Annotated in this window: 19 protein-coding genes; 8 read left to right on the top strand and 11 right to left on the bottom strand. The window is 51.2% G+C overall.

Annotated elements, in window-relative coordinates; translation table 11 throughout:
- Positions 1-51: 51 nt before the first annotated feature.
- From MKZ07_RS05055 to MKZ07_RS05040, 4 genes are all read right to left on the bottom strand, one after another.
- Complete coding sequence (locus tag MKZ07_RS05055) at positions 52-2,172, bottom strand: serine hydrolase domain-containing protein (protein WP_341024847.1); 2,121 nt, start codon at positions 2,170-2,172, stop codon at positions 52-54.
- A 205-nt stretch (positions 2,173-2,377) separates the two neighbouring features.
- Entirely contained in the window at positions 2,378-3,967 is a 1,590-nt protein-coding gene (locus tag MKZ07_RS05050; RefSeq protein ID WP_327196379.1) for an ABC transporter substrate-binding protein, read from the bottom strand.
- A 234-nt stretch (positions 3,968-4,201) separates the two neighbouring features.
- A complete protein-coding gene (locus MKZ07_RS05045; protein WP_036694333.1) occupies positions 4,202-4,501 on the bottom strand; it encodes a heme biosynthesis protein HemY in 300 nt (99 codons plus the stop codon).
- Positions 4,502-4,610: 109 nt separating this feature from the next.
- The gene (locus tag MKZ07_RS05040) at positions 4,611-5,294 is read right to left on the bottom strand and encodes a Crp/Fnr family transcriptional regulator (RefSeq protein WP_036694335.1); all 684 of its coding nucleotides are present in this window, start codon (positions 5,292-5,294) and stop codon (positions 4,611-4,613) included.
- Between the two features lie 135 nt (positions 5,295-5,429).
- Between MKZ07_RS05040 and MKZ07_RS05035 the strand changes: the two genes are divergently transcribed.
- The 3 genes from MKZ07_RS05035 to MKZ07_RS05025 are packed head-to-tail and all read left to right on the top strand — an operon-like array spanning position 5,430 to position 6,909.
- Complete coding sequence (locus tag MKZ07_RS05035; RefSeq protein WP_036694337.1) at positions 5,430-5,768, top strand: cupin domain-containing protein; 339 nt, start codon at positions 5,430-5,432, stop codon at positions 5,766-5,768.
- 15 nt (positions 5,769-5,783) lie between these two features.
- The gene (locus MKZ07_RS05030) at positions 5,784-6,173 is read left to right on the top strand and encodes a cupin domain-containing protein (protein ID WP_051493388.1); all 390 of its coding nucleotides are present in this window, start codon (positions 5,784-5,786) and stop codon (positions 6,171-6,173) included.
- On the top strand, positions 6,151-6,909 hold the full coding sequence (locus MKZ07_RS05025) for a class I SAM-dependent methyltransferase (RefSeq protein ID WP_200869199.1): 759 nt from the start codon (positions 6,151-6,153) through the stop codon (positions 6,907-6,909). Before MKZ07_RS05030 ends, MKZ07_RS05025 begins: the two co-directional genes overlap by 23 nt.
- Before the next feature lie 68 nt (positions 6,910-6,977).
- Here MKZ07_RS05025 and MKZ07_RS05020 read toward each other — a convergent pair whose 3' ends face one another.
- The 6 genes from MKZ07_RS05020 to MKZ07_RS04995 all read right to left on the bottom strand — a co-directional run bounded on the left by MKZ07_RS05020 (position 6,978) and on the right by MKZ07_RS04995 (position 14,798).
- The gene (locus tag MKZ07_RS05020; RefSeq protein ID WP_036694339.1) at positions 6,978-7,301 is read right to left on the bottom strand and encodes a hypothetical protein; all 324 of its coding nucleotides are present in this window, start codon (positions 7,299-7,301) and stop codon (positions 6,978-6,980) included.
- A 103-nt stretch (positions 7,302-7,404) separates the two neighbouring features.
- Positions 7,405-8,874, bottom strand: coding sequence for a 6-phospho-beta-glucosidase (locus tag MKZ07_RS05015; RefSeq protein ID WP_036694340.1), 1,470 nt, complete (start codon positions 8,872-8,874; stop codon positions 7,405-7,407).
- 34 nt (positions 8,875-8,908) lie between these two features.
- On the bottom strand, positions 8,909-10,807 hold the full coding sequence (locus tag MKZ07_RS05010; RefSeq protein WP_036694341.1) for a beta-glucoside-specific PTS transporter subunit IIABC: 1,899 nt from the start codon (positions 10,805-10,807) through the stop codon (positions 8,909-8,911).
- A 109-nt stretch (positions 10,808-10,916) separates the two neighbouring features.
- Positions 10,917-11,753, bottom strand: a complete 837-nt coding sequence (licT, locus tag MKZ07_RS05005; protein WP_036694343.1) for a BglG family transcription antiterminator LicT — start codon at positions 11,751-11,753, stop codon at positions 10,917-10,919.
- A gap of 291 nt (positions 11,754-12,044) precedes the next feature.
- Positions 12,045-13,007 (bottom strand): EamA family transporter, encoded by a 963-nt coding sequence (locus MKZ07_RS05000; protein WP_036694553.1) that lies wholly within the window; start codon positions 13,005-13,007, stop codon positions 12,045-12,047.
- A gap of 324 nt (positions 13,008-13,331) precedes the next feature.
- Positions 13,332-14,798, bottom strand: coding sequence for a hypothetical protein (locus MKZ07_RS04995; RefSeq protein ID WP_051493390.1), 1,467 nt, complete (start codon positions 14,796-14,798; stop codon positions 13,332-13,334).
- Between the two features lie 351 nt (positions 14,799-15,149).
- On the opposite strand from MKZ07_RS04995, the gene MKZ07_RS04990 reads away from it, so the two are divergent.
- Genes MKZ07_RS04990 through MKZ07_RS04980 form a run of 3 tightly spaced genes read left to right on the top strand, consistent with a single transcriptional unit; the run spans position 15,150 to position 18,727 of the window.
- Positions 15,150-15,857 (top strand): hypothetical protein, encoded by a 708-nt coding sequence (locus MKZ07_RS04990; RefSeq protein ID WP_156949607.1) that lies wholly within the window; start codon positions 15,150-15,152, stop codon positions 15,855-15,857.
- An 18-nt stretch (positions 15,858-15,875) separates the two neighbouring features.
- Entirely contained in the window at positions 15,876-17,561 is a 1,686-nt protein-coding gene (locus tag MKZ07_RS04985; RefSeq protein WP_036694348.1) for a vWA domain-containing protein, read from the top strand.
- 26 nt (positions 17,562-17,587) lie between these two features.
- Positions 17,588-18,727, top strand: a complete 1,140-nt coding sequence (locus tag MKZ07_RS04980) for a toxic anion resistance protein (RefSeq protein WP_036694349.1) — start codon at positions 17,588-17,590, stop codon at positions 18,725-18,727.
- 88 nt (positions 18,728-18,815) lie between these two features.
- Here the strand turns inward: MKZ07_RS04980 and MKZ07_RS04975 are convergent, their stop codons facing one another.
- Positions 18,816-19,739, bottom strand: coding sequence for a helix-turn-helix domain-containing protein (locus MKZ07_RS04975; RefSeq protein WP_341024840.1), 924 nt, complete (start codon positions 19,737-19,739; stop codon positions 18,816-18,818).
- A gap of 229 nt (positions 19,740-19,968) precedes the next feature.
- On the opposite strand from MKZ07_RS04975, the gene MKZ07_RS04970 reads away from it, so the two are divergent.
- Both MKZ07_RS04970 and MKZ07_RS04965 read left to right on the top strand, forming a co-directional pair.
- Positions 19,969-20,817, top strand: coding sequence for an ornithine carbamoyltransferase (locus MKZ07_RS04970; RefSeq protein WP_051493392.1), 849 nt, complete (start codon positions 19,969-19,971; stop codon positions 20,815-20,817).
- A 160-nt stretch (positions 20,818-20,977) separates the two neighbouring features.
- On the top strand, positions 20,978-22,279 hold the full coding sequence (locus tag MKZ07_RS04965; RefSeq protein WP_036694350.1) for a DUF5050 domain-containing protein: 1,302 nt from the start codon (positions 20,978-20,980) through the stop codon (positions 22,277-22,279).
- Positions 22,280-22,390 lie beyond the last annotated feature (111 nt).

Below are 22,390 nucleotides of genomic sequence, written 5' to 3'. Positions count from 1 at the left end.
GCCCCCGCCTGCCCGTTGATTCTAAATATACCGCTACCCTGGTATTGCCATTTACTTCTTAAGGGTAATCTGGAACTTCGCACCCGCCCCGCCTGCAAATACAATCTTACCCTGCTCTGGCAGCAGGACCTGATTCTTCCCGCTGACCACGGTGTGGTTCACACAGATTCCGGCTTGATCATATACCGCAAAAGAGCTGTTCGCAGGTAACTTTATGGTCATAATCTTCCCTTGGGCTGACTTCGGCACACTGTACCACTTGGCATAGCCGCTTGCTGAGACCGTTGCGGATGACTTCGCGCCTGCATAGAGGTCTGTGACCGCTTGTTCACTAACGTACAGGCTGCCTGCTACCGCCATATACTCTATTCCATTGTCTGTATAGAAATCGATCTGCATATTGTCACGGCCTGCCATCCCGGGAATCTGCTGTTCATTTAATACCTGATTTGCGCTCAGAATCTTATGGCCGTTAATATATCCCGGTGTATTTTTGTCCAAGTTGACTGGTACAACCGGCAGCCCGTATTGATAGAGCATCGATGAATACTTCTCGGATATCGAATAATATCGGGTATTGTCCCGCTTCTCCCATGCGTCTGCAACCTCTGCAGATAAGGGATTGGGATCAAGCTTCTCAGCAGTGTATTCAGAGGTCGCCGCCTGTCCAAGCTCCGGTACACTTATATAAGAACGGGACCACATATAGGTACGCCCATTTTTCTCAACCACGAATTTTATTTTTTCCGTTCCTTCTTTATTTACAAAAGAGCCGTCGGCTGTGTACGTATACTTCTGCACAGCACTGTCCGGCACGCCGCTCGCTGCTACAGACAGTTCCCCTGCCGGAGTGATCTCTGCCTTTAACAACGCAGAGTTGCCATAGAGACCGGCATATTGAGAGACTTCCTTGGGCATAACGGCGGGTACTGGAGTCCCGAAGGATTGTTCCGGCTTCAACTGCTTAATGATTTGTTTGTCCTGAAGCACACGGAGCAGCAGTTCACTTGCCATCATTTGATCGATCAAGCTTGAACCGTCTGAAGAGATCACAGCCGCAGCCAGGTTCAATTCCGGGAGTACCACTAACGAGGAGTGATAGGACATGGTGTCTCCGCCTTTGACCAGCGCCTGGATTCCGTATTGGTTGAAGGGAAACAGTTCTACGCTGTCCCAGCCTAATCCATAAGCTAAGGAGCCGTCGCTTGACGGAGGCCACATGCCTTTTTTATACTCTGGCTGGGCCATGGCGGTTAAGGAATTCTTCGAGAGAATGCCCTTGTTCTGAGCCGTGAAAATCTGCGAGAATCGCACCAGATCTTCCGCTGTAGAGAAGATTCCGCCCGAACCGATAACCGCGTAATTCTCCTGGGGAAGCTGCCCCTCATACGTGGAAGAATAGATACCGGCCATTGCCTTCAGATCCATAGGGTCACGCGGGGTTCTGGTATGGTTCATCTCCAGAGGCTTAGTGATGTACTTGTGCAAAAATGTTGTGAAGCTCATGCCGCTGACCCGTTCGACCAGGATCTCAGCCAAGGTGAAGCCGTCGTTGCAGTAGACGGAGAAGGCTCCCGGATCTGCCTTCAGGTTCTGAGTGGCCAGTTGTTCCAGCAAATGATCGTGTGCGTACGAATCATTATCGTTATAGAGCGCCACATTCGGACCCGGTTTGCCGAGCAGGCCGGAGGAATGATTGAGCAGCATACGCGGGGTGATCTGCGTGTACCGGCTGTCCTTCATCTTGAATTCAGGAATGTAGTTCACTACGGGAGCATCCAGATCTACTTTTCCTTCATCTACAAGCTTCATCACAGCGGCGGTCAGCATCATTTTACTCGTTGAGCCTATCCCATATATAGTATTGGACGTAAGGGGACGCTTGCCGTTCAGATCGTTTTTGCCTGCCTGGCCTGAGACTACAATCTTGCCATGGTCGATTAACGCATACTGTACACTTGGAACACCATATGTCTCTGTCAGCAGTGCGGCCTTGTCCTCCGCCAGCTTCTGGGCGGCAGTGTATAGGGCAGGCTGGAGCGCCCCGGCAGCCGGTGCAGCCATAGCAGACATGGGAGCAAGCATAGTCACTACGAACGCTGCTGCCAAAGAAAATTTTGCGCTTGCTGTGCGTATGCTTGTCTTCGTGGTTCTTCTCTCTCTTAGCTTCATTGCTGCATCTACTCCTATCTTGATCTTAATGGTACAAGCCGCCTGATTCGGCGCTACAGACAGCTTAGCTTGCCATAATGTCCTCAGAGTGACGGCAAGATGAACAGAAGATGAACAGGCCAAAAAAAACATGAAACAGCGGTTCGCCCGTGAAGGGAGAACCGCTGCCATATTGTGCGTATCGGGTGTAACGGAGTTGTCAGGCTTATTGGGCTGAGTTCGCCAGGAATTCATCAATCTGACGCTGCACCTCTGCGATGATGGTATCGATACCGGCAGACTTAACCTGCTGCTGGAGCTTAGCCAGACCCGCATCTACATCCTTCACCGTTCCGTATTCCAGCGGAATGCCGTATTGCAGCATCACATTACCGACGTTGGCTACTTCTGTCTTCACCTTGCTGTTATCGAAGACGAAGGTCTCCAGCGGATAGTGATAGACTTCCTTCTCCCATTTGTCAGTCAGGGCGTTCGCTTCATCCGGGAAGGAAGCATTATCCCGGTTCAGCGGCGAGTTGAAGCCCCAGTTCGAGAAGCCGGTGTAGTTGGCATTCTTCTCGGCGTTCGTGAATTTATCTTCGCCGACCGGATTATAATGCACCGCCGTGATGCCGTTCATCATAAGATCATGCAGCTCCTTGTCGTTCTGGAGCAAATCGATCATCATCAGTGCACGTTCCGGCTGCTTGGAGGTGGAGTGAATCGCTACGCCGTTCTGCGTAGAAACAGCAACGGATTTTTTCTTATCCGGGTTAATATCGGCCAGAGCCAGCTCATACGGGGAGTTCTTCTCCCGCATATCGGTCATCAAGGCGCCAAGCGTACCCAGATTGTGGGTGATGGAGGCTGCCTTACCTGCCTTGAATTCCTGCTGATGATCCAGCTTGCTGTTCAGTGCGCTCTTTGACCAGGCGTTATTCTCGGCCAGATCTTTATAATAGTAGACAAGCTCCTTGAATTCAGGAGTCTCATATAAGTTGAACACTTTGCCAGCCGGATCATCCAGCTTGAAGCCCATCGGCAGATCGAGGTCGAACAGATTCCATTCATTCTGTTGCTTCAGCAGGATCCGGTCCAGATTATGCAGCTTCCAGTCTCCGGTCTCCGGTACGAATGGGGTCATCCCCTTCTCTTTACCGGATATAGTCTTGAGATAGTTGGCGTACGCCTCCGGGCTGTTGATCTCCGGCAGGTTATATTTTTTGCGCAGGTCTTCGCGGTACAGAATCAGCTTCTCTACGGTTTCGCCGCGGTTCTGAGGCACCATATACAGCTTGCCGTTCACCTTCGCCTGACCCCAGGCTACTTCAGGCATCGCCTTCCAGGTCATCGGTGCATATTTCTCCAGCATCTCGTTTGTCAGCTCCAGGAACCCGCCTTTGAGTGCCTGGTCGTTATAGCCTGCCCAATTGGCAGCATAGATCAGATCGAAGTCCTCGTTAGCCGCCAGCTTAAGCGGATATTTCTGCGCCCAGTCGGACCAGTCCAGGAACTCGGCTTCCAGTGTGGCGTTGATTTTCTCCTTCAGCTTCTTATTGATCTCTCCGAATACCTGATCATAATCAACCGGCTTCGGACCTACGAAGATCATCTTCAGGGTAACAGGCTGGGATGTATCCACTGCACCCGCATCCTTGGCTGGCTGTGCGTTTGTTCCTGCAGCTTCCGTTGCTGCGGCTGAGGCCTTCGGCTCCGCTGCGTTTCCACCGGCATTGCCGTTACCGCCTCCGCACGCGCTAAGCAGAGAGATCATCAGGATACTGGACATCAGTGTCATTGCTTTTTTCTTATTCACTAGAATTTCCCCCCAGCTATATGTGTGTAATCGCTTACAAGAACAGTATAATAAAAAATCCGCGCCCCGCTAATATAGGCGTTCAACGATTATACATACTTTTGCAACGACTTTTAGGGCGGGATAACATAATATGCTAACCCTGAAAAAAAGACGGCACCGTCTGACCAGCCGGGTGAGGCTGATTCAGACAGTGCCGCCCCTAAGGCAACACAGATGATAGTAATCTTCTGCTTATTTCTCCATGAATCCGGTGGATGGATTGGTGATGAAGAAGCCTTCCTGCGGTACATAGAAATACTGAATCCAGACACCGTCGAGCAGCGGTTCGCGGGTATCCAGCAGAATCTCGATATCCTTATCTGTAGCCACCACTTCATCGTGCTCAGTAGGTGTATCAAGTGCTACATCATAGTGTCCGTGATCTCCGTGATTCTGAGTAATGACCACACGGATTTTCTTGCCTTCCGCTTCCGGGCTGTTCAGCATATCTTTTAGAACTTTAGCTGCATTGCGGTTAATTTTTACTTTCATCCTTTGGCGACCTCTATTCTGCTTAGTAGTATGAAATCAGAAATTCATTATAACATATTATAAGGTGCTATAGATAATTAAGTGGTTATTCAAGTAAGGATACTACACATCACCACCTCAGCTCATAGTCTACCGCAAGCAGCTCAAATTGATTCCGCGTGAACCGGATCAGCCCGTCCCGCGCCATCCGCTGCAGCTCCCGGGATAAGGCGCTTCTATCCACCGTCAGATAATCCGCCAGGTCACTTCTGCTGAAGGGGATCTCGAAGGCGGGCGAATTGTTTTTGCGGGCCTGAATACTCAGATAGTGAATGATCCGCTCCCGCAGCGATTTGTGCGAGACCAGATCAAGCTTCTGATACATCGAGCGGTTATTCTCCAGCAGTAGTGCCAGCATATTCTCAATAATCCGGCCGCGAAGAATGCAGGTCGTTTGCCCCGGACGGATAATATTGTTCATCCGGATGAACAGAATCCGGCATTCCGACCCGGCTATCGCTTCATAGCCGCTGGGCTCCTGCTCCTGACGAAGCGCTGTCTCCCCGATAATCTCCCCGTCCGCAAGCTCTGAGAAGATGAAGCGCGCGCCGGAGCTGTTCTCCTTGCAGAGCAGGACATTTCCCTCCAGAATGATGCCCGCCGCCTCCAGGTATTCCTCTTGCTTGAAGATGAAATCCTTCCTGGCGAAATCCTTAATCGTCCCCTGCAGACAACCGAGGGCCTGCTGCACTTCGCTGCCCCGGAATCCTTTGAACAGGACTGTATTTTGAATTTTGTTCATATATTGCTGCAAATTTATCCGCCTCCTGTTGCCATGGCAACAGAGTCATCTTAGAAACTCTGCTACAATTCAATAAATGAGAACGATTCTCATCTTTTCTCTCATTATAGCAAAAGTTACGCATCAAGCAATATACAGGAGGACATTATGAGTGAAATCAAGGAAGGAATGGTAGTTCATTTCAATCACATGATCAGCATCCGGCCCTATCAGATTTCCAGCAGAACACTTCACTTCCCTGAAGGAGCTGCCACCTCTGCGGAAGCCCCGGATTGGGTGCTGTACGGCATGGACACCGGCGAATCCATCAGCTCGGAGACCTCGCCCAAATCCAAGATCATTCACGTTCTGGAGGGGGAGCTGCATATGCTTATCGCTGACCACTCCTGTGTATTAACCGCCGGAGCAGCAGTCGTCGTGCTGGCTGGCACCTGGCATGAGTTCAATGCACAGAGCAGCTGCAAATTCCTGCAAATTAGCATTTAACCTGGAGGTAACCGTATGGAACAAGAACAAGAGCAATTTATTAAAAGACTCCCGCAAGCGGAAGTCATGGATCTGCGCAAAATCATCACTGTCGAGCAGGAGCAGGTATCCAGCCTGACCCTGGTCCAGCGCCAAAACCTTGCCATGACACTGATCTCTGTAGATACAGGTTCATCGATCGGCGGACATTCCTCTCCCGGCGATGCCATGGTCAACATTCTGTCAGGCGAAGCACGGATCACGATTGACGGCAAGCCCTATTCAGTGCGCGCTGGGGAGACCCTTATTTTACCCGCCAATATTCCCCATGCATTATATGCAACAGAAGCATTCCAAATGCTGTTGATCGTCGTGAAGCCTGAGAAGAAGGGATTGAGGCATGTTGAAAAAGGAAGTCGGTCATAATTTCCTCGCCAAGCTCGGTAAAAAGCGGCTTCGTCCCGGCGGTGTCGCTGCTACGAACTGGTTAATCCGGCACGCGAAGCTAAGTAAGGACAGCCGGGTACTGGAAGTAGCCTGTAACATGTGCACTACCTCTATCCAGCTTGCGCGGGAGTACCAGTGCCAGATTACCGGAATTGATATGGACCCCAGGGCGCTTGCGAAGGCGGAGCAGAACATCAGAGACGCGAAGCTGGAGGGGTATATTAGCGTCAGACAAGCGAATGCGATGAAGCTCCCTTTTGAAGATAACAGCTTCGATGTTGTCATTAATGAAGCCATGCTGACGATGTTGAACCAGACGGCGAAGCAAAAAGCGGTAGCTGAATACTTCCGTGTCCTGAAGCCGGGCGGCGTGCTGCTTACGCATGACATCACTTTTGCAAAGGAGAATATGGCGGAGGAGCTGGCAGAGCTGCGGAAGACTATTCATGTGAACGTAGAACCGCTGCCTGTAGCAGACTGGGAGGGGCTGTTCAACACGACCGGCTTCAAGCAGGTTGAGCATGCAACCGGAACGATGTCGCTGATGAGCATTAAGGGGATGATCCGGGATGAAGGGGTGGCCGGTACGCTGCGTATTTTCAAGAATGCTCTCAAAAAGGAAAACCGCGCGCAGTTCAAGAAAATGTATACCTTCTTCAACACCGCAGGCAAGGATCTGAATTATATCGCAGTATGCAGCAGCAAAAATGATTAACACAAGAAGCTGTCCCAATCAGCCCTATTGCACGGCATGCGGGACAGCTTCTCGTATGTGTACATCTATTATGAAGCGTTCTGATTTGAAAGAGCGGCTAACACTTCATTGGTGACATCCTTGCCGCCCTTGAAGTTGGTAATGAACGCACCGATGGAATAGATCGGCCCCCAGGGAATCCCCCACCAGCCTACAAAGAAGGTCAGCAGGCTGTACTTCAATCCTTTTTTGACGGAGCCCTCGCCCGCCCTGATGAAATAGATGTTAGAGCTGCGTCTGAATGTCATCAGGACAACAGAGAAGCAATACGTGTAGATCACGAATTTGCCGCCTTGCTGAATCTGGCTCATTATATTGCCGCCGTCCATGTTCTCGATCCCTTTTATGATCATAGGAAATCCCCTTTAATGTTTATTAATTATCATATACCATAGGGACCGCAGACTGAAACAGCAGACAACTATTTGTAAAAAGTGAGCTTCCGGCAGTCGCGGATTACTCCAGCTCAGCTCCGTTACTGGCGATTACCCTTTGATACCAGAAAAAGCTGTCTTTGCGGGACCGGTCCAGCGTCCCCTTGCCTTCGTTATCCTTATCCACATAAATGAAGCCGTAGCGCTTCTTCATCTCTCCGGTGCCTGCACTGACCAGATCGATGCAGCCCCAGGAGGTATATCCGATTAAATCCACGCCGTCAGCCACCGCCTCCCCCATCGCCCCGACATGTTCCCTCAGATATTCGATCCGGTAATCGTCCTTGATTGAACCATCTGCTTCTACAGTATCCACTGCACCAAGGCCGTTCTCCACAACCATCATTGGCAGTCCGTAACGGTTGTAGATATTATTCAGAGCCCACCGCAGGCCTTGCGGGTCAATCTGCCATTCCCACGCACTTGCCTGCAGATACGGGTTCTTCAGACCCAGCGACATATTGCCGCCAATCGACTCCTGATCCGGAGCTGCGCTCACGCAGGTGGATGAATAGTAGCTGAAGGTGTAGAAGTCCACGCAGCCTTCCTTAAGAATCTGCTCGTCACCTTCCTCCATCTGCAGCTCAATCTGCTTTTCCCGGAAGTATCGCAGCGCGAAGCCCGGATAAGCCCCTCTTACCTGGACATCGGAGCAGAGGAAATTACTCAGATTATCCTTTTGCTGGGCCAGAAGCACATCCTCGGGATTACAGGTCAGCGGGTAAGAGCACATGTAGGCAATCATACAACCGATCTGAAAATCCTTATGGATCTCATGTCCCAGCTTCACGGCTCTGGCACTGGCGATGAACTGGTGATGGAGCGCCTGGTATCTTAGCTGCTCATTGTCGGTTTGCGCGGATGCCGTCAGCTCGGCACTTCCCTCCGGCTTCATCGCCCCGGCCATGAAGGTCCCGAACGGCATCGTAAGGATGTTGATCTCATTGAAGGTCAGCCAGTACTTCACTTTGTGCTTATACCGGTTAAAGATCACCTCGCAGTAACGGACGTAGAAATCAATTGTTCTGCGGTCCGCCCATCCGTTATAGGCTTCAGCCAGATGGTAAGGCGCTTCATAATGGGAGATCGTCACCAGCGGTTCAATCCCGTGCTTGGCCAGCTCGTCAAATACCCGGTCATAGAACTGCAGCCCTTCTTCGCTTGGCGCGGCATCATCCCCATTCGGAAAGATCCGCGACCAGGCGATAGACATGCGGAACACCTTGAAGCCCATTTCGGCGAACAGCGCGATATCCTCCTCGTACCGGTGATAGAAATCAACCGCTTCATGGCTCGGATAATTAGCTCCGGCTTCCAGTACTGGAGTAATTCTCCGGGAGACCGTATGCGTTCCGGCGGTCATGACATCCGCAGTGCTTAACCCCTTGCCACCCGCATCGAACCCGCCTTCGAGCTGATTCGCAGCCGTTGCGCCGCCCCACAGGAAATTATCCGGAAAACTTCTGTTGCTCACATCTACGTTCTTATTCATAATAATTCCTCCTCAGATTAGATTAGAATATCAGTTAAATCATGACGGTCAGCAGATTCTCCCGGTAATCGACACTCTTCTTGTCCGTCTCAATGACATCTAGATACTCACCGGAATTGGAGATGATCACCGGCGTGGTCAGCGTATAGCCAGCCTCTCTGATCGCAGCAACATCGAACTCCATGAGCAGCTGGCCTTTGGTGACGGTATCGCCTTGCTTGGCCCGGGGGGTGAAGTGTTTGCCTTTCAATTTGACCGTGTCCTTGCCGACATGAATCAGAATATCGACCCCGTTATCACTAGTAATGCCGATTGCATGGCCAGAGGCGAACAAGGTGGTCAGTACCCCGTCAACCGGAGAGTACACCTTGCCTTCCAGCGGTTCAATCGCTATGCCTTTACCCATTGCGCCTGTAGAGAAGGCTTCGTCCGTCAGCTCCGACAAGGCTCTGACCTGGCCCTTCAGCGGACTTCCCACCGTCTCCTGCTTCACCAGATTGCTCCGGGCAGTCCCGCCGCTCTTACTGTCAGCCGTTTCCTCATCCTTGAACCCGGAGAAGAAGACGAGAATGAACCCGAGAATGAAGCTGATCACAATGGCAGCAATCGCGCCATAGAAGCCTTTATCCATCCCGTCCGGGCTGATGTAGCTTGGGATACCGAAGATCCCCAGACCGCCGAGAATATAGCCCTTGGTGCCCATCAGACCGACGATACCGCCGCCGACCGCCGCCGCGACGCAGCTTAAGATGAACGGCTTCTTGCGCGGCAGCGTAATGCCGTAAATGGCAGGCTCCGTAACTCCGAAGATCCCTGAGATAATAGCCGGAATCGACAATGACTTCAGCTTGGCGTTCTTGGTCCGCAGCATAATCGCCAGCACTGCACCGGTCTGAGCAAACGAAGCGCCGAATGAAGCTGCCAGAATTGGATCGGATTTCAGTACAGCCATGTTATTGAGGGCAATCGGCACCAGACCCCAGTGCAGCCCGAAGATAACGAAGACCTGCCAGAATGCGCCTACCAGCAGCCCCTCAATAACCGGACTGAGGTTGTAGAGGAACAAGGTTCCCTGCCCCAGCAGCTGTCCGGCCCAAGTGGAGACCGGACCGATGGCAATCAGCGCCAGCGGAACGGTGACCAGCAGGGTGAAAAACGGGACGAGGAAGGTGCGTACCACACTCGGCGTTACTTTTCGGAAGAAGGCTTCCAGCTTGGAGCCAATATAAGTCGAGATGATGATCGGAATGACACTGGAGGTATAGGACATCAGAATGACCGGAATCCCCAGGAAGGTAATGTACACAGGCGATTCAAAGATCGTTCCGCTAAAAAGCGTGTACAGCGGTTCGCCCGCCGCCGTGATGCTGCCGAAGGACGGGTACACCAGCGTAGCGCCTATCGCCATCCCGATAAAGATATTGGCCCCGAATTTCTTGGCCGAGGTATATCCAAGGAAGATCGGGAAGAAGTAGAACAGGCAATCCCCGAGCGCATTCAGAATCTGGTAAGTCCCCGACTCCTTGGTAAGGAGTCCCACGGTCAGGAACAGGGCGGTGAAGCCCTTGATCATCCCGGTTGCAGCCAGTACGCCAAGGGTCGGCGAGAATACGCCGGAGATCATGTCGATGAAGCTGTTGAACAGACCCATTTTCTCACCGGAGGCTGTCTCTGATCCGCCTTCCTGTAATCCGCCCGCGGTCATCACCTGGGCATAGACCTCAGATACGTGATTACCGATCACGACCTGATACTGGCCGCCGCTCTGAATGACCGTTACAATTCCATCCATGTTCTTCAGCACATCTGTATTCGCCGCCGCCTCATTCTTCAGCTTGAAGCGCAGACGGGTCACGCAGTGACTGAGTCCGTTGATATTCTCCTTGCCGCCGACATGCTTGATAATATCCTTGGCTAGTGCCTCATATTTCATAGTAAATCCTCCCGTTTCCTGATGAATGATAAGCAAAAGGCGAAACCATCCCGGCAGCTTCCTGCCTGATTTGGTTTCGCCTGCATGACCAGTAACAATCCAAGTGGTTTTATTCAGTTTGTCTTTGCGTTACCCGCTGAATGTGAATCGTTAGATACAGGATTTCTTCATCCAGGAGCTTCAGGTCCAGATACTTCTCAATTTTGAGCACACAGTGATGGGCCTTCCTGTATTTCATCTTCACCTGCTTGAGCAGAAAATCGTCCACGGACTCCTCAGACTCCTGGTTGCGTGAGCGCTGGAAGAAATACCGCAGATGGGTGATGAACCGTTCGTAGCTGACGGTACGCTCATCAATTTCGTTGTTATAGGAATACTTAACAATATTGAGGATGTCATCAATCTGCTGGGTCTGCCTGGTAAGATCCGCAATCTTGTTGCCCGAGCTGTTCATTTGCGCATTAATCAGGTGGAGTGCAATATTGCCTGCCTCATCCTCCGGCAATCGGATACGGGTATACTGCTCAATCATCCCCATGGCATGATGCCCGATCGCGTACTCCCTCGGATAACAGCGCTGAATCTCCCAGAGAAGCGGATTGTCATTGCGGATACCCTGCTCATGAAGCCTTAGGGCATGAGTCAAATGATCCGTCAAGGTCACATAGATATAATCGCTCAGCCGGGCCTTCAGCGTCTGCTTGGCATACTCGATAATGTCATAGCTTAAGGCCACATATTCGGCGGGAGCGTCCGCCATTAAGGCCTTGAATTTCTCGGACGCGTCATTTCGCTTCAGCACAAATGTCTTCTCGATCAGAGAGACATCCACTGGATCACCCGGGCTCTTCTTGAAGCCGATGCCGCGTCCCATAACAACCAATTCATCCTTACCTGAATCCTTGGCAATAATGGCATTGTTATTGAAAATCTTCTCGATAATCAACCAAGCTGCCCTCCTTTACCCCGAATTTCATTTGGCACTGCTTACAGGATGTTAGACGGGTCAAGGCTTCCTTACGGCGTCCCGCAGGGCCTTAACATAAAGAAAGGCAAAACCCAAAACACGTGACCATGTTTTGGGTTTTGCCTTTGCAGTAACAATCCCAAATTCAGAATAGCACTGAATTTCACTTTTGGCAACATAAATGTTTGCGCTTACAAATAACTGAACCTGTAAGAAAAAGAGTGTCCCCTATTCACAGGGAACACTCCTCTTCTTCTATTCTGCCTGAACTCAGACCGATGAGGAACTCACGGCCTGGGCATTTCCATTTCCCCACCGCAGCTTATACAGCTCCGGCAATACCACACCCAGCAGCACCAGCACCACTCCGGTCCATTGCAGAAGACTTACATGCTCTTCCAATACGAACGAAGACATTAAGACGGCAACGGGCAGTTCTACGGCGCCCAGAATACCGGCCATGCCGCCGCCGATATGCGGAACCCCGATGGCGAACAGCAGCGGCGGGATGAAGGCGCCGAACAAGCCCAGCAGGAAGCCGAACAGCAGCAGTTGACCCCACAGTAACCCGTTAAACAGGAAGTACGGCGGGAACAGAATGCACAGCAGCAGCAGACCGCCAGTGACCATCCAGGCACTCCGGTAGGCCGGATGAGCCGAAGGAACGGCTTTGCCGCTGAAGATAATGAACATCGAATAGCTTACTGCCGATAGCAACCCGAGCACCAACCCAAGCAGGTTAAACTCGGCAGCTCCCTGATTCAGAATACCTGCGGCCAGCAGGGTGCCGCCGAACAGCAGGATCAGCGTCAGCACCGTGATTTTGTCAGGGCGTTGACGTTTGCTTACCGCCTGAATCAGCACACTGATCCAGGTGAACTGGAACAGCAGGATAATCGCCAGCGAAGCCGGAATATACCGGAGCGACTGGTAGTACAGCAGACCTGTAACCACGGTTGGCGCACCAGCCATCATCAAGAGCATTCTATGCTTCCAGGTCAGCCGGGTGGGAACGGCCTTGGCGGGCGCCGCAACGTCCGCTGTGCTGCGCTCTTTGCGGTTCGCTCTGAGCTTGGTATATAACGCAAGCAGCCAAGCTAGAATACAGCCGGTTAAGAGCTGGGTGCCGACCACCTCTCCCAGCTTGTAACCCTGCCCGTAAGCCAATACAACAATCGTTGATAAAATGCCGTAGCTCATAGCGCCTACAAGTACGGAGATTAAATATTTCATATCTTTCATTCTGATTATGCCTCCTGAATCTTCTGATCTGAATCATGCTGCGTCAAGGTCAAGGACCGCAGAGACGCAAAAAATCCTAACTCCGGGACAGGGACCGCTGGTTCATGGTCCTTATCATCGTAGTTAGGAAGAGTAGGCTTCCTGTAGAAACCCTCGCCCTGTGACATCTGAATGGCTGCGAGGTTATACGAGAACAATATTGAGTTATGAATAATTGCCTGGTTGACGACTGTTCATATGTTACACGCCAAGTGAGCTGACGTCAAGCCTTAATTCTTTTAAATTTGAAACTCAGGGAATGCAGCCCGCTATTAATCAATTCTCCAACCTGACTTCACCCGTACTTTTATTCCACTCTAAGCCAATTCCGAGAAGATCACATATTGTCGCCAGCGGGAATTGTGCTGAATCCGGCAGACTGTTCATTATAAATTCGCGGTCTGATTTCTTGCCATTGATAAATAATTCGAGTGGATCGCTGAACTTTACCTGAACGGTATTCTTACCGTATACGAAAGACCAAACCGTGAAGTGATAATAATATAATTTCGGATCAGGGTTGGATGTGCTCATGCTTACCTTCACGCCAAGAGCCTTGAATACACTGTTCTGCGGTACATACAGCTTGCCATCCTTGATGGAGGCCGTGCCGTAGAATGAGAACGGCTCACCGTTGACGAAGAACATTAGCGGCGGCTGGACCGGTGCCAGGATATATCCATCTTCATCCTTGACTGCTGCCCCCTTCCCGGTCGCAAGTCCCGCGTCGAAGCCATCGCCCCAGCCTAGAAGCGTCCCATCCTTGTGCTGAGCAAAACCAAAGGTTCCACTGCTTCCCCAAATATTGCTGATTTGATTTCCCTTTTTTATCTGATACGGCTTAGCCAGTGCTCCAGAATTATAGTTCCATTGCCAAAGTGTACCGTTTCTCTTCAAGGCAAACAGCCGGTAGAAGCCGGTATCCAGCTTGTAGACATTATTAAGGCCAGTAACGGCAGACGGTGCTTTAAGCCCCTTGTTCCAGCGCAAGACTTGACCGTCACTGCGCAGCAGGAACAGCTCACCTTGTGTAGCAGCCATACCGGTTATTGAGGCTGAAGCAATCGTAGCTACACTGACCGGATCACTCTCCAAGCGGATACGGTTATACACTGTGTTAACGATACTCATCTGCTTCACACTGCCCTCTTTAGTAAGAAACAACGCATCGTTACCGTTAATTAGCGCGGATCTGACCCCCGTGACTGCCTTGAGTGCTAAATAGCGAATCTGCACCGGCAGCACGCCAGGCTGATCGTAGGACGGGTACCACAGTGTAGCCGTTCCGTCTTTTTTCACAGCGATGCCAAGATTACCATTTGTAGTGATAGAGGCTACCTCCTGCAGACCTTCCAGCTTCACAGGACCTCCCCGTTTTTGATCCCGCAGTTGGGGGTCATTCTGTATATAGCTGCTGTAGTCCCGGCCCCACCCCCACACCTCTCCATCCTTACTGAGCGCAAAGGATACGCTTCCCGCTGCTGCCACCTGAACGATCCCGCTTAGACCTTCCACATGCCTCGGAATGTACTGATTAATACTTGTACCGTCCCCGACTTGACCGAACTTATTGTCTCCCCAGCCGGTTACGGTCCCGTCACTCCAGGCCGCTATTCCATGCGCAGAGCCGCCGGACACACTTACCGCTCTTATCCCCCCGGCAGCAGCCTCACTGCCAGCAGGCAGACCTAAGGATACTATCAGCAGTGATATAAGGAGCAGAACTGATTTACGAAAAAACAACGGCTTGTCCCCCTTGTAAAATACTCTATTCGCATAGATTCTTTCCCCCTCCTATTATGTTCCATTTATTAGCAATGAACAATAACAAACACAGACCCTACTCTCCCAAATTATGATAAAATATAACTCAATTCAGCAGATCATTCGAAAGGAGCCTTACATATGGTCAAGACCCGTCCTCAATCCGGCGGGATCGTAAAAATTTGAAACATAGACAAGTTTCGCTACGTACCAGTCTGTAATAGCCTTCATTCCAACCTATTTCATGTGATTCAAGCTGCTATCCCCAAATATACTACTATGGAGGAGGTGTAGATCCTGAACAGATCCGGGCCCGTTAAGCTCCTCGGCATGATTGCCGGAGTTGTAATCTTAAATGTCATCGTTCTCTCTCCCGGCCTGCTCGGTGTCGAGATCGGCGGAAGTCCGCTGGAAACGGCATCGGCAGTAACCCTGTTAATCATCAGTCTGCTGGTCGTCCTATATGGCAGTTACACCTTGCTCTTCAAACCCCCGGCTGCCAAGCCTGCCAGCGTGCAATTAGAGACGCGGGAGGATTACATTGCCGGCCTCGGCCGTCACCGGAATGTGAAGGTGCTGAAGGAGGATATCTCCCTCGCCTTGGACCAGATCGAGCGGATTGAGAAGAAGAAGACCGCACTGCTCCAGGTGCTGGGCCGCAGGTTCGATCCGGCTGAGCTCAGCTTCCGCAAGTTTCATTCTGTCATTATGGAGGTCGAGAAGCTCTTTTATTTGAATATCCGGGGGCTGCTGGGCAAGCTCAGTGTGTTCGATCCCTCGGAGTTCGCCAGATTCAGTGCCGGTAACGCTTCCACCCGGTTCTCCAGCTCCCTGATTCAGAAGAAAACCGCGCTATATAACGAATATCTCTCCTATGTCAAAGGCTGCCTCGGGGCCAATGAGGAAATTCTGCTGAAGCTGGATCAGCTGCTGCTGGAGATTACCGAGCTGGGCAGCGCAGATTATACCAATGTGGAAGAAATGCCATGCATGCAGGAATTGACCGCCCTGATCGGGCAGACGAAACTCTATCAGTAAGGAAAGGGAGATGAACCTATGAGGAAAGGCAAAACACTGTTCATACTCGGCATTATCGCCGCATCCGTCTTCGCACTCGTCTACTTCGGAATTACCTTAACGTCCAATCTAGGCAAATCCAAGACAGAAATCTCTGCCGAAGACGCCGACAAAAGACTGAACCGCATCTATAAGGATATCAACGTGACCAGTGCTGAGCCTGTAAAAGGACAGATCGATCTTGATCCGTCGTCCATCGGCGATTCGTTGCCCGATATCTCCAAGTTCCCCATCTCCGTAGAGAGCACCACGGACAGCTTCGTCGAGATTTTCTCCTCTACAGAGAAGTCCGGAACAGGCAATGACGGCTGGCTGAATGAGGTCGCCGCAGATTTCAACGCTGCCGGTATTACAATAGACGGCAAGCCGGCCTCAGTCAAAATCCGCAACATTGCTTCCGGCACAGCCGCTGATTATATCCGGTCCGGCAAATATGTGCCTGACGCCTACACTCCCTCTAATGAGCTATGGGGCGAGATGGTCAAGGCCAGTGACGTGCAGGCCGAATTGGTTACGAAGCGTCTGACCGGCAACGTAGCCGGAGTAGTAATGAGCAAGCAGAAATACGATCAACTGGTCGACAAATACGGCTCGATCAACGTCAAGACAATTACCGACGCTATTGCGGCTAATGAGCTGGCGATGGGGTACACCGATCCTTTTGCCAGTTCAACGGGGCTGAATTTCCTGGTCACCGCACTGAGCACCTTCGACAGTACGGATCTGCTGGGAGACAAGGCGGTTCAAGGCTTCGAGAAGTTCCAGGCCAACGTGCCCTTCATCGCCTCCACCACCCTGCAAATGCGGGAAGCCGCTAAATCCGGCATGCTGGATGCCTTCGTCCTTGAGTATCAGACCTTCGTCAAAGCGAAGGATTTGAACAGCGGCTATGTGTTCACCCCATTCGGGGTAAGACATGACAGCCCGCTGTATGCACTCGGGCAGCTGCCGCCGGAGAAGCTGGCGATCATTAAGAAGTTCGGCGAATTCGTCCAGCAGGAGAAGTACCAGAAGACGGCTGCGGACAAGGGCTTCAACGGCCTGACCGACTATGTCTCAGAGCTGGCACCGGTTGACGGCTCCATTCTCTCTTCGGCCCAGAAGCTCTGGAAGGAGAAAAAGAACGGCAGCAAGCCGATTGCGGCAGTGTTCGTAGCCGATGTCTCAGGCAGCATGGCCGGTGAGCCGCTGAACCGTCTCAAGGAGTCCCTGCTGAAGGGCCAGAAATTCCTCGGCAAGGACAACAGTATCGGCTTTGTGTCCTATTCCAGTGATGTGACTATCAATCTGCCCATCGGCAAATATGATACCAATCAGCAGTCCATGTTCGTAGGGGCGATTAACAGCCTTCAGCCTGTGGGCGGCACGGCTACCTTCGACGGCGTGGTGGTTGCGATGAAGATGCTGAAGGATCAGCTGGCGCTGAACCCGGACATGAAGCCTCTAATCTTCGTGCTTAGCGACGGGGAGACCAACGAAGGCCATTCCCTGGATGATATCCGGGGCCTGATCGAGACTTACAAGATTCCGGTATATACCATCGGGTATAACGCCAATATCAAGGCACTGGAGAGCATCTCGAGCATCAACGAGGCGGCCAATATCAACGCCGACACAGAGGATGTAGTATACAAAATCGGAAACCTGCTCAACGTGCAAATGTAGACTTTATATTCTGAAGGAGGGTTCATATGTCATTCACCATGGAAATTCCCAGCCCCGAGAAGCTGAAATCGGTCATCGAGGAGCAGGTTCAGCCGGAGCCGGAGGAAGTCACCCAGCTTAAGGAGCAGGCGATTAATAATGTCTCCAGTATCCTGGAGCTGGACTTCGAGTCTCTGGAGAAACGCAAGGCTGTGCTGCAGTCGATTGACAGCTTCGGGATGGGCACCATGCGCTCCTCGTCGGAGAAGAACTCCCTGCTTCAGGTATCGGTGGGCAATCTGTCCAAGACCGGGGATGAAGGCGGCCAGGTCGCCAAGGGATTAACCGAGCTGCACCAGCAGCTCAAGGATCTGGACCCCAGCGCGGTCGATTTCGCCAAAAGCGGCTTTCTCGGCAAGTTTTTCCACCCCCTGCGTAATTATTTCGCCAAATATCAAAAGGCTGATGCCGTCATCTCAGATATTATTCTATCCCTGGATAAAGGCAAAGCCGTGCTGAAGAATGACAATACGACACTGGAGATTGAACAGCAGACCCTGCGGGAGCTGACCAAGCGGCTTAAGAAGGAGATTCAGCTCGGCATCCTGATGGACGAGGAGATTGAGAAGCAGATTGAAGCTGCCAAGCAGCGCGGTGAAGACGAGGATAAGGTGCGGTTCATTACAGAGGAGGTGCTGTTCCCGCTGCGCCAGCGGGTGATGGATCTGCAGCAGATGCTCGTAGTCAATCAGCAGGGCATTATGGCTATTGAGGTTGTCATCCGCAACAACAAGGAACTGATCCGTGGAGTGGACAGAGCCAGGAATGTTACGGTATCTGCGCTTAAAATTTCGGTTACAGTCGCCAGCGCCTTATACAACCAGAAGATCGTCCTCCAAAAAATCGAGCTGCTGAACCAGACCACCGACAATCTGATCAGCGGCACCTCCAGAATGCTTAAGGAGCAGGGTGCAGCCATTCACAAGCAATCGCTCGAAACCAGCATTTCGGTTGATACGCTGAAGCAGGCCTTCACCGACGTCCTCTCCGCCCTGGATTCGATCAGCACCTACAAGCAGGAGGCGCTCCCTAAGATGCGTGAGACCATTATCCAGTTCCGGGAGCTGGCAGATAACGGCGAACAGCAGATTCAGCGGCTGGAAAAGGGTAATACGCTCGGGCTGTAGCATCACTGCCCATATACAAAGCAAAACAGAGCACGGCGGAGAATACGCCGGTGCTCTGTTTTTTGTCTGTCTATTTTCCTTTTGCACTCTACTTTTCTTTATTCAGTAAGCCTGTCACCATTCTGCTCAACGTCCCTTGATCGATGAACGTGGCGAGGCTTGCCAGCAGATCAGGGCTAAGCTGTTCCGCTTCGACTTCACCAAGAAGCTTCCCAAGCTTCCCCCTGTCCAGGAAAGGAGCGAGGCCTGTGAGCTGATTTGCATCGACAGTACCGTCTGCCAAGCGGTCAACTAGAAGGCCCAACGTTTCCCTGCTAATAAAAGGAGCCAGGCCTTGAATGGAATGCCAGCTGGGGCTGCCCCCTCTGGCTTGTTGCACCAACAGATCCAGCTGTTCCCGTTCCAGAAACGGGGCGATGCCCACAAGATTGTTCACCTCTTTAGAACCGTCTGCTGCTTGATCGACAAGCAGGCTTAAGGTGCCACTGCTGACGAACGGGGCAAGTCCGGAAATGACATTCCAAGCCGTTTCTTTCTTTTCAGCCTGATGAACCAGTTCATCCAATAGATCTGTACCCAGGAACGGGGCCAGCCGCATAATTACATCTAACGTAAGGACGCTGCTGTCAATGCTCTCTGTAACCTTATTCAGGGCACTTGCTTTTACAAAAGGCGCTACCTCTACAAGCTCTTCCATCTCCAGCTTACCGGCATTGACCAGCTCTGCAATCTGGCCCGGCCTGTTCTCTGCAATCTCCTCTACGATCCGTCCCAGATGCGGGTGCTCTCTATGCTCTGCGTGGTCTCCTGCATTCAAAATGTCGTCTACGGTTAGGCCGAATAACCCCGCAACCTGCGGAAGTGTTCCAATATCCGGCAGCGAGTCGCCCCGCTCCCATTTCGATACCGCCTGATGACTTACATTCAGTTGATCGGCAAGCTCCAATTGGGTCCAGTCCTGGTCTTTGCGAAGCCGCGATATATAAGCCCCAATTCTACGTAAGTCGAGCATGATATCCCTCCGAGATTATAAAATGTACAGTGCACACTGCCAGAAACAGCATATCATTTCAGCATATACAATCCTATCAATTGCTGGTTGAATAGCTGCATACCCTCTGATTCAACTGCCGGTAGAATATACTTTTTAACATTAAATGGGTTGTATACTATTCCTGATTATTGTATATTTATTCAACCGGCATTTATTGCTGATTTCTCATCTACCGGGGGATACACCGATGCATTTTTTGAATATCAACCAGCTTACTTCAGAGCAGATTCTGGATATCTTTGAATTAACCGACCGGCTTCGTCTCCGAAAATCAGAACCGCTGCTCGAAGGTAAAACGATGATTCTCTTCTTCCCGGAGACCAGTCTGCGGACACGGGTCAGCTTCGAGAAAGGCATCCGTGACCTGGGCGGGGCCTGCATTACCTTTCCGCCGGAGACGCTCGACAAGAAAGAAGGGCCGGGCGATATCGTCCGCTACCTGGAGAACTGGGGGGATGGCATCATTGCCAGAACACCTGACCTTTGCAAACTGGAGGAGTTGTCAGCCTACGCCTCTGTTCCCGTTATTAATGCGATGACTGCACGTAATCACCCCTGTGAGATTCTGGCTGACCTGTATGCTCTGCGCAGCCTCCGGGACAACTACCAGGAGTTGTCCTACACCTTCGTTGGACCGCCCGGCAATATATCAAGAACTTGGCTGGAGGCGGCGCAAGCCCTGAATCTCTCGTTCCATCATGTATGCACGCCAGGTCATGAGATGGCCAGCGGCAATCACCCGGGCTATACCTTTCATACGAGCCTGGACAGCGTGTTACCGGAGAGCGATGTGATTCTTACCGATTCATTGCCTAAGGATTTCCTGACCCCGGAGTATATCAGCACTTATCAGATTACACTGGACCGGATGAAGCAGACAAGACCCGGGGCGCTCCTGAACCCCTGTCCTCCCTTCTTCCGCAATGAGGAGGTCAGTGAAGAGGTGATTGCTTCGCCTTATTTTGCCGGATTCGGGTTCAAGAAAAGTCTGATCTATGTTCAGCAAGCCATCCTGATCTATTGCTTATCGCATTGATGCACCCGGACCATGAGTCCCAGTGCAACGGTTCATTTTCTCTTTCGTGCAAGCCTTTTAGGGCTTAAGCTGTATATTTGAAACTGCCGATTCCTCCGATATCTTATTAGAACAGTATTTGTTCGTATGTTTATCACATTGGCTGAAGGAGAGAATTACTATGAAGGCTTTACACTTACTATCCAGAAAAACAGGCGTCCTTCTGCTTGTACTGCTACTGGCGTCACTCGGTACAGTTGGGGGAGGCAGACAGTCACACACGGCAGCAGCGGCTGCTTCTACGAAATCATATGTGTACTATGTCTCTAACGATGTTCTATATCGTGTAACGACAGATGGAAGTGAGACACAGAAGATCGCAGAGAACTATGACGGCAACGGATTAGACTCGACCGGCAAATATCTGTATTTTTACTATGATGGCGCTATGGGGATACAGCGTCTGTCCCTCAGCGATCCTGATGCTTTAATTACTAACTTCCTCGGGGACCGGAACATCCTCTTTTACCTGTTCGACGGTCCCTATCTGTACTTCCTTGATGATACAGGCCACATCTACCGTACCTTGGCCGACGCTGACGATGATTCACAGCTTACCCTGATAGCAGACAATGCCGATGTGAATTTCCGGACCTTCGACGTCTTAAGCGGGCGGATCTACTATAATGCACTGAAGAACAACACTACCTGGGTTGCTTCGAGGTCCCGCGACGGGAGCGGGGTCATTCAGTGGATTGCCAGTGGAGCTATACAGAAGAGCAAATTTTATCATCCATACGCTACAACTATTAACCTTATGATTGACAACAAGCCCACCGAAACCGAGTATTCTTTGAACTCCATGTTGCTCTATACCCTCCCCCTAAGCGGTGGAGCTCCCAAAGCAGCCAATCCCAATAATCCGTTGGAATCCAACGCCGCTATTGCCGGTACCTGGTCCGACCATTATTTTCTGTTCAACAAAGGCATTAAAGTAGACGCCACCGGCGATGAGCTGGACTATAATACCGGCAAAGGCTTCCTGATGGATAAGAACGGGAAGATCCTGCAGCTAAGCCAGAACAGTGTGATCAGCATCAGCGAGATTGCCACGAATAAGCTGGTCTATGCAGATTCCAAAGGCAAAGCCTACATCAGCACGCTGGCTAACGGCAAAATTATCTCCTCCAAGCCGCTGCCGTTGTCGAATATTCAAGATATCCGAACGGTTAGAAACGGATCGGCGCTTACCACCGTATTGTTCACCGCAGCCGATGCTTACTTGCTGAATGCCGATTTATCCTTGACTAAATTGAGCGGTGTAGAATCCGATTACTCTGTAATTACAGACAATATTCCCGGCTTGTATTATATCAACGGTCTGGATAACGACTGTCTATACCGGTACAGCAATGACGGCAAAACCAAAATCAAGCTGTCCACTGGTCCGGTTAGCTACTTAGCACTGGTCTCCGCGAAGTAATATACAGAGAGAATAAGCCGGAATTTCCGATATCGGAAGTTCCGGCTTTTTTAAGATGTGAATAGATAAAGTTCAGTTTATAACAGAGACTTGCCTATGAAGAGACTTCAT

Origin of the sequence: Paenibacillus sp. FSL P4-0338 (assembly GCF_038002365.1) — a bacterium.
GTDB lineage: Bacteria > Bacillota > Bacilli > Paenibacillales > Paenibacillaceae > Paenibacillus_AQ.
Note: the sequence above shows the minus strand (reverse complement) of the source record. Positions and strands in the feature narration are given on the sequence as shown.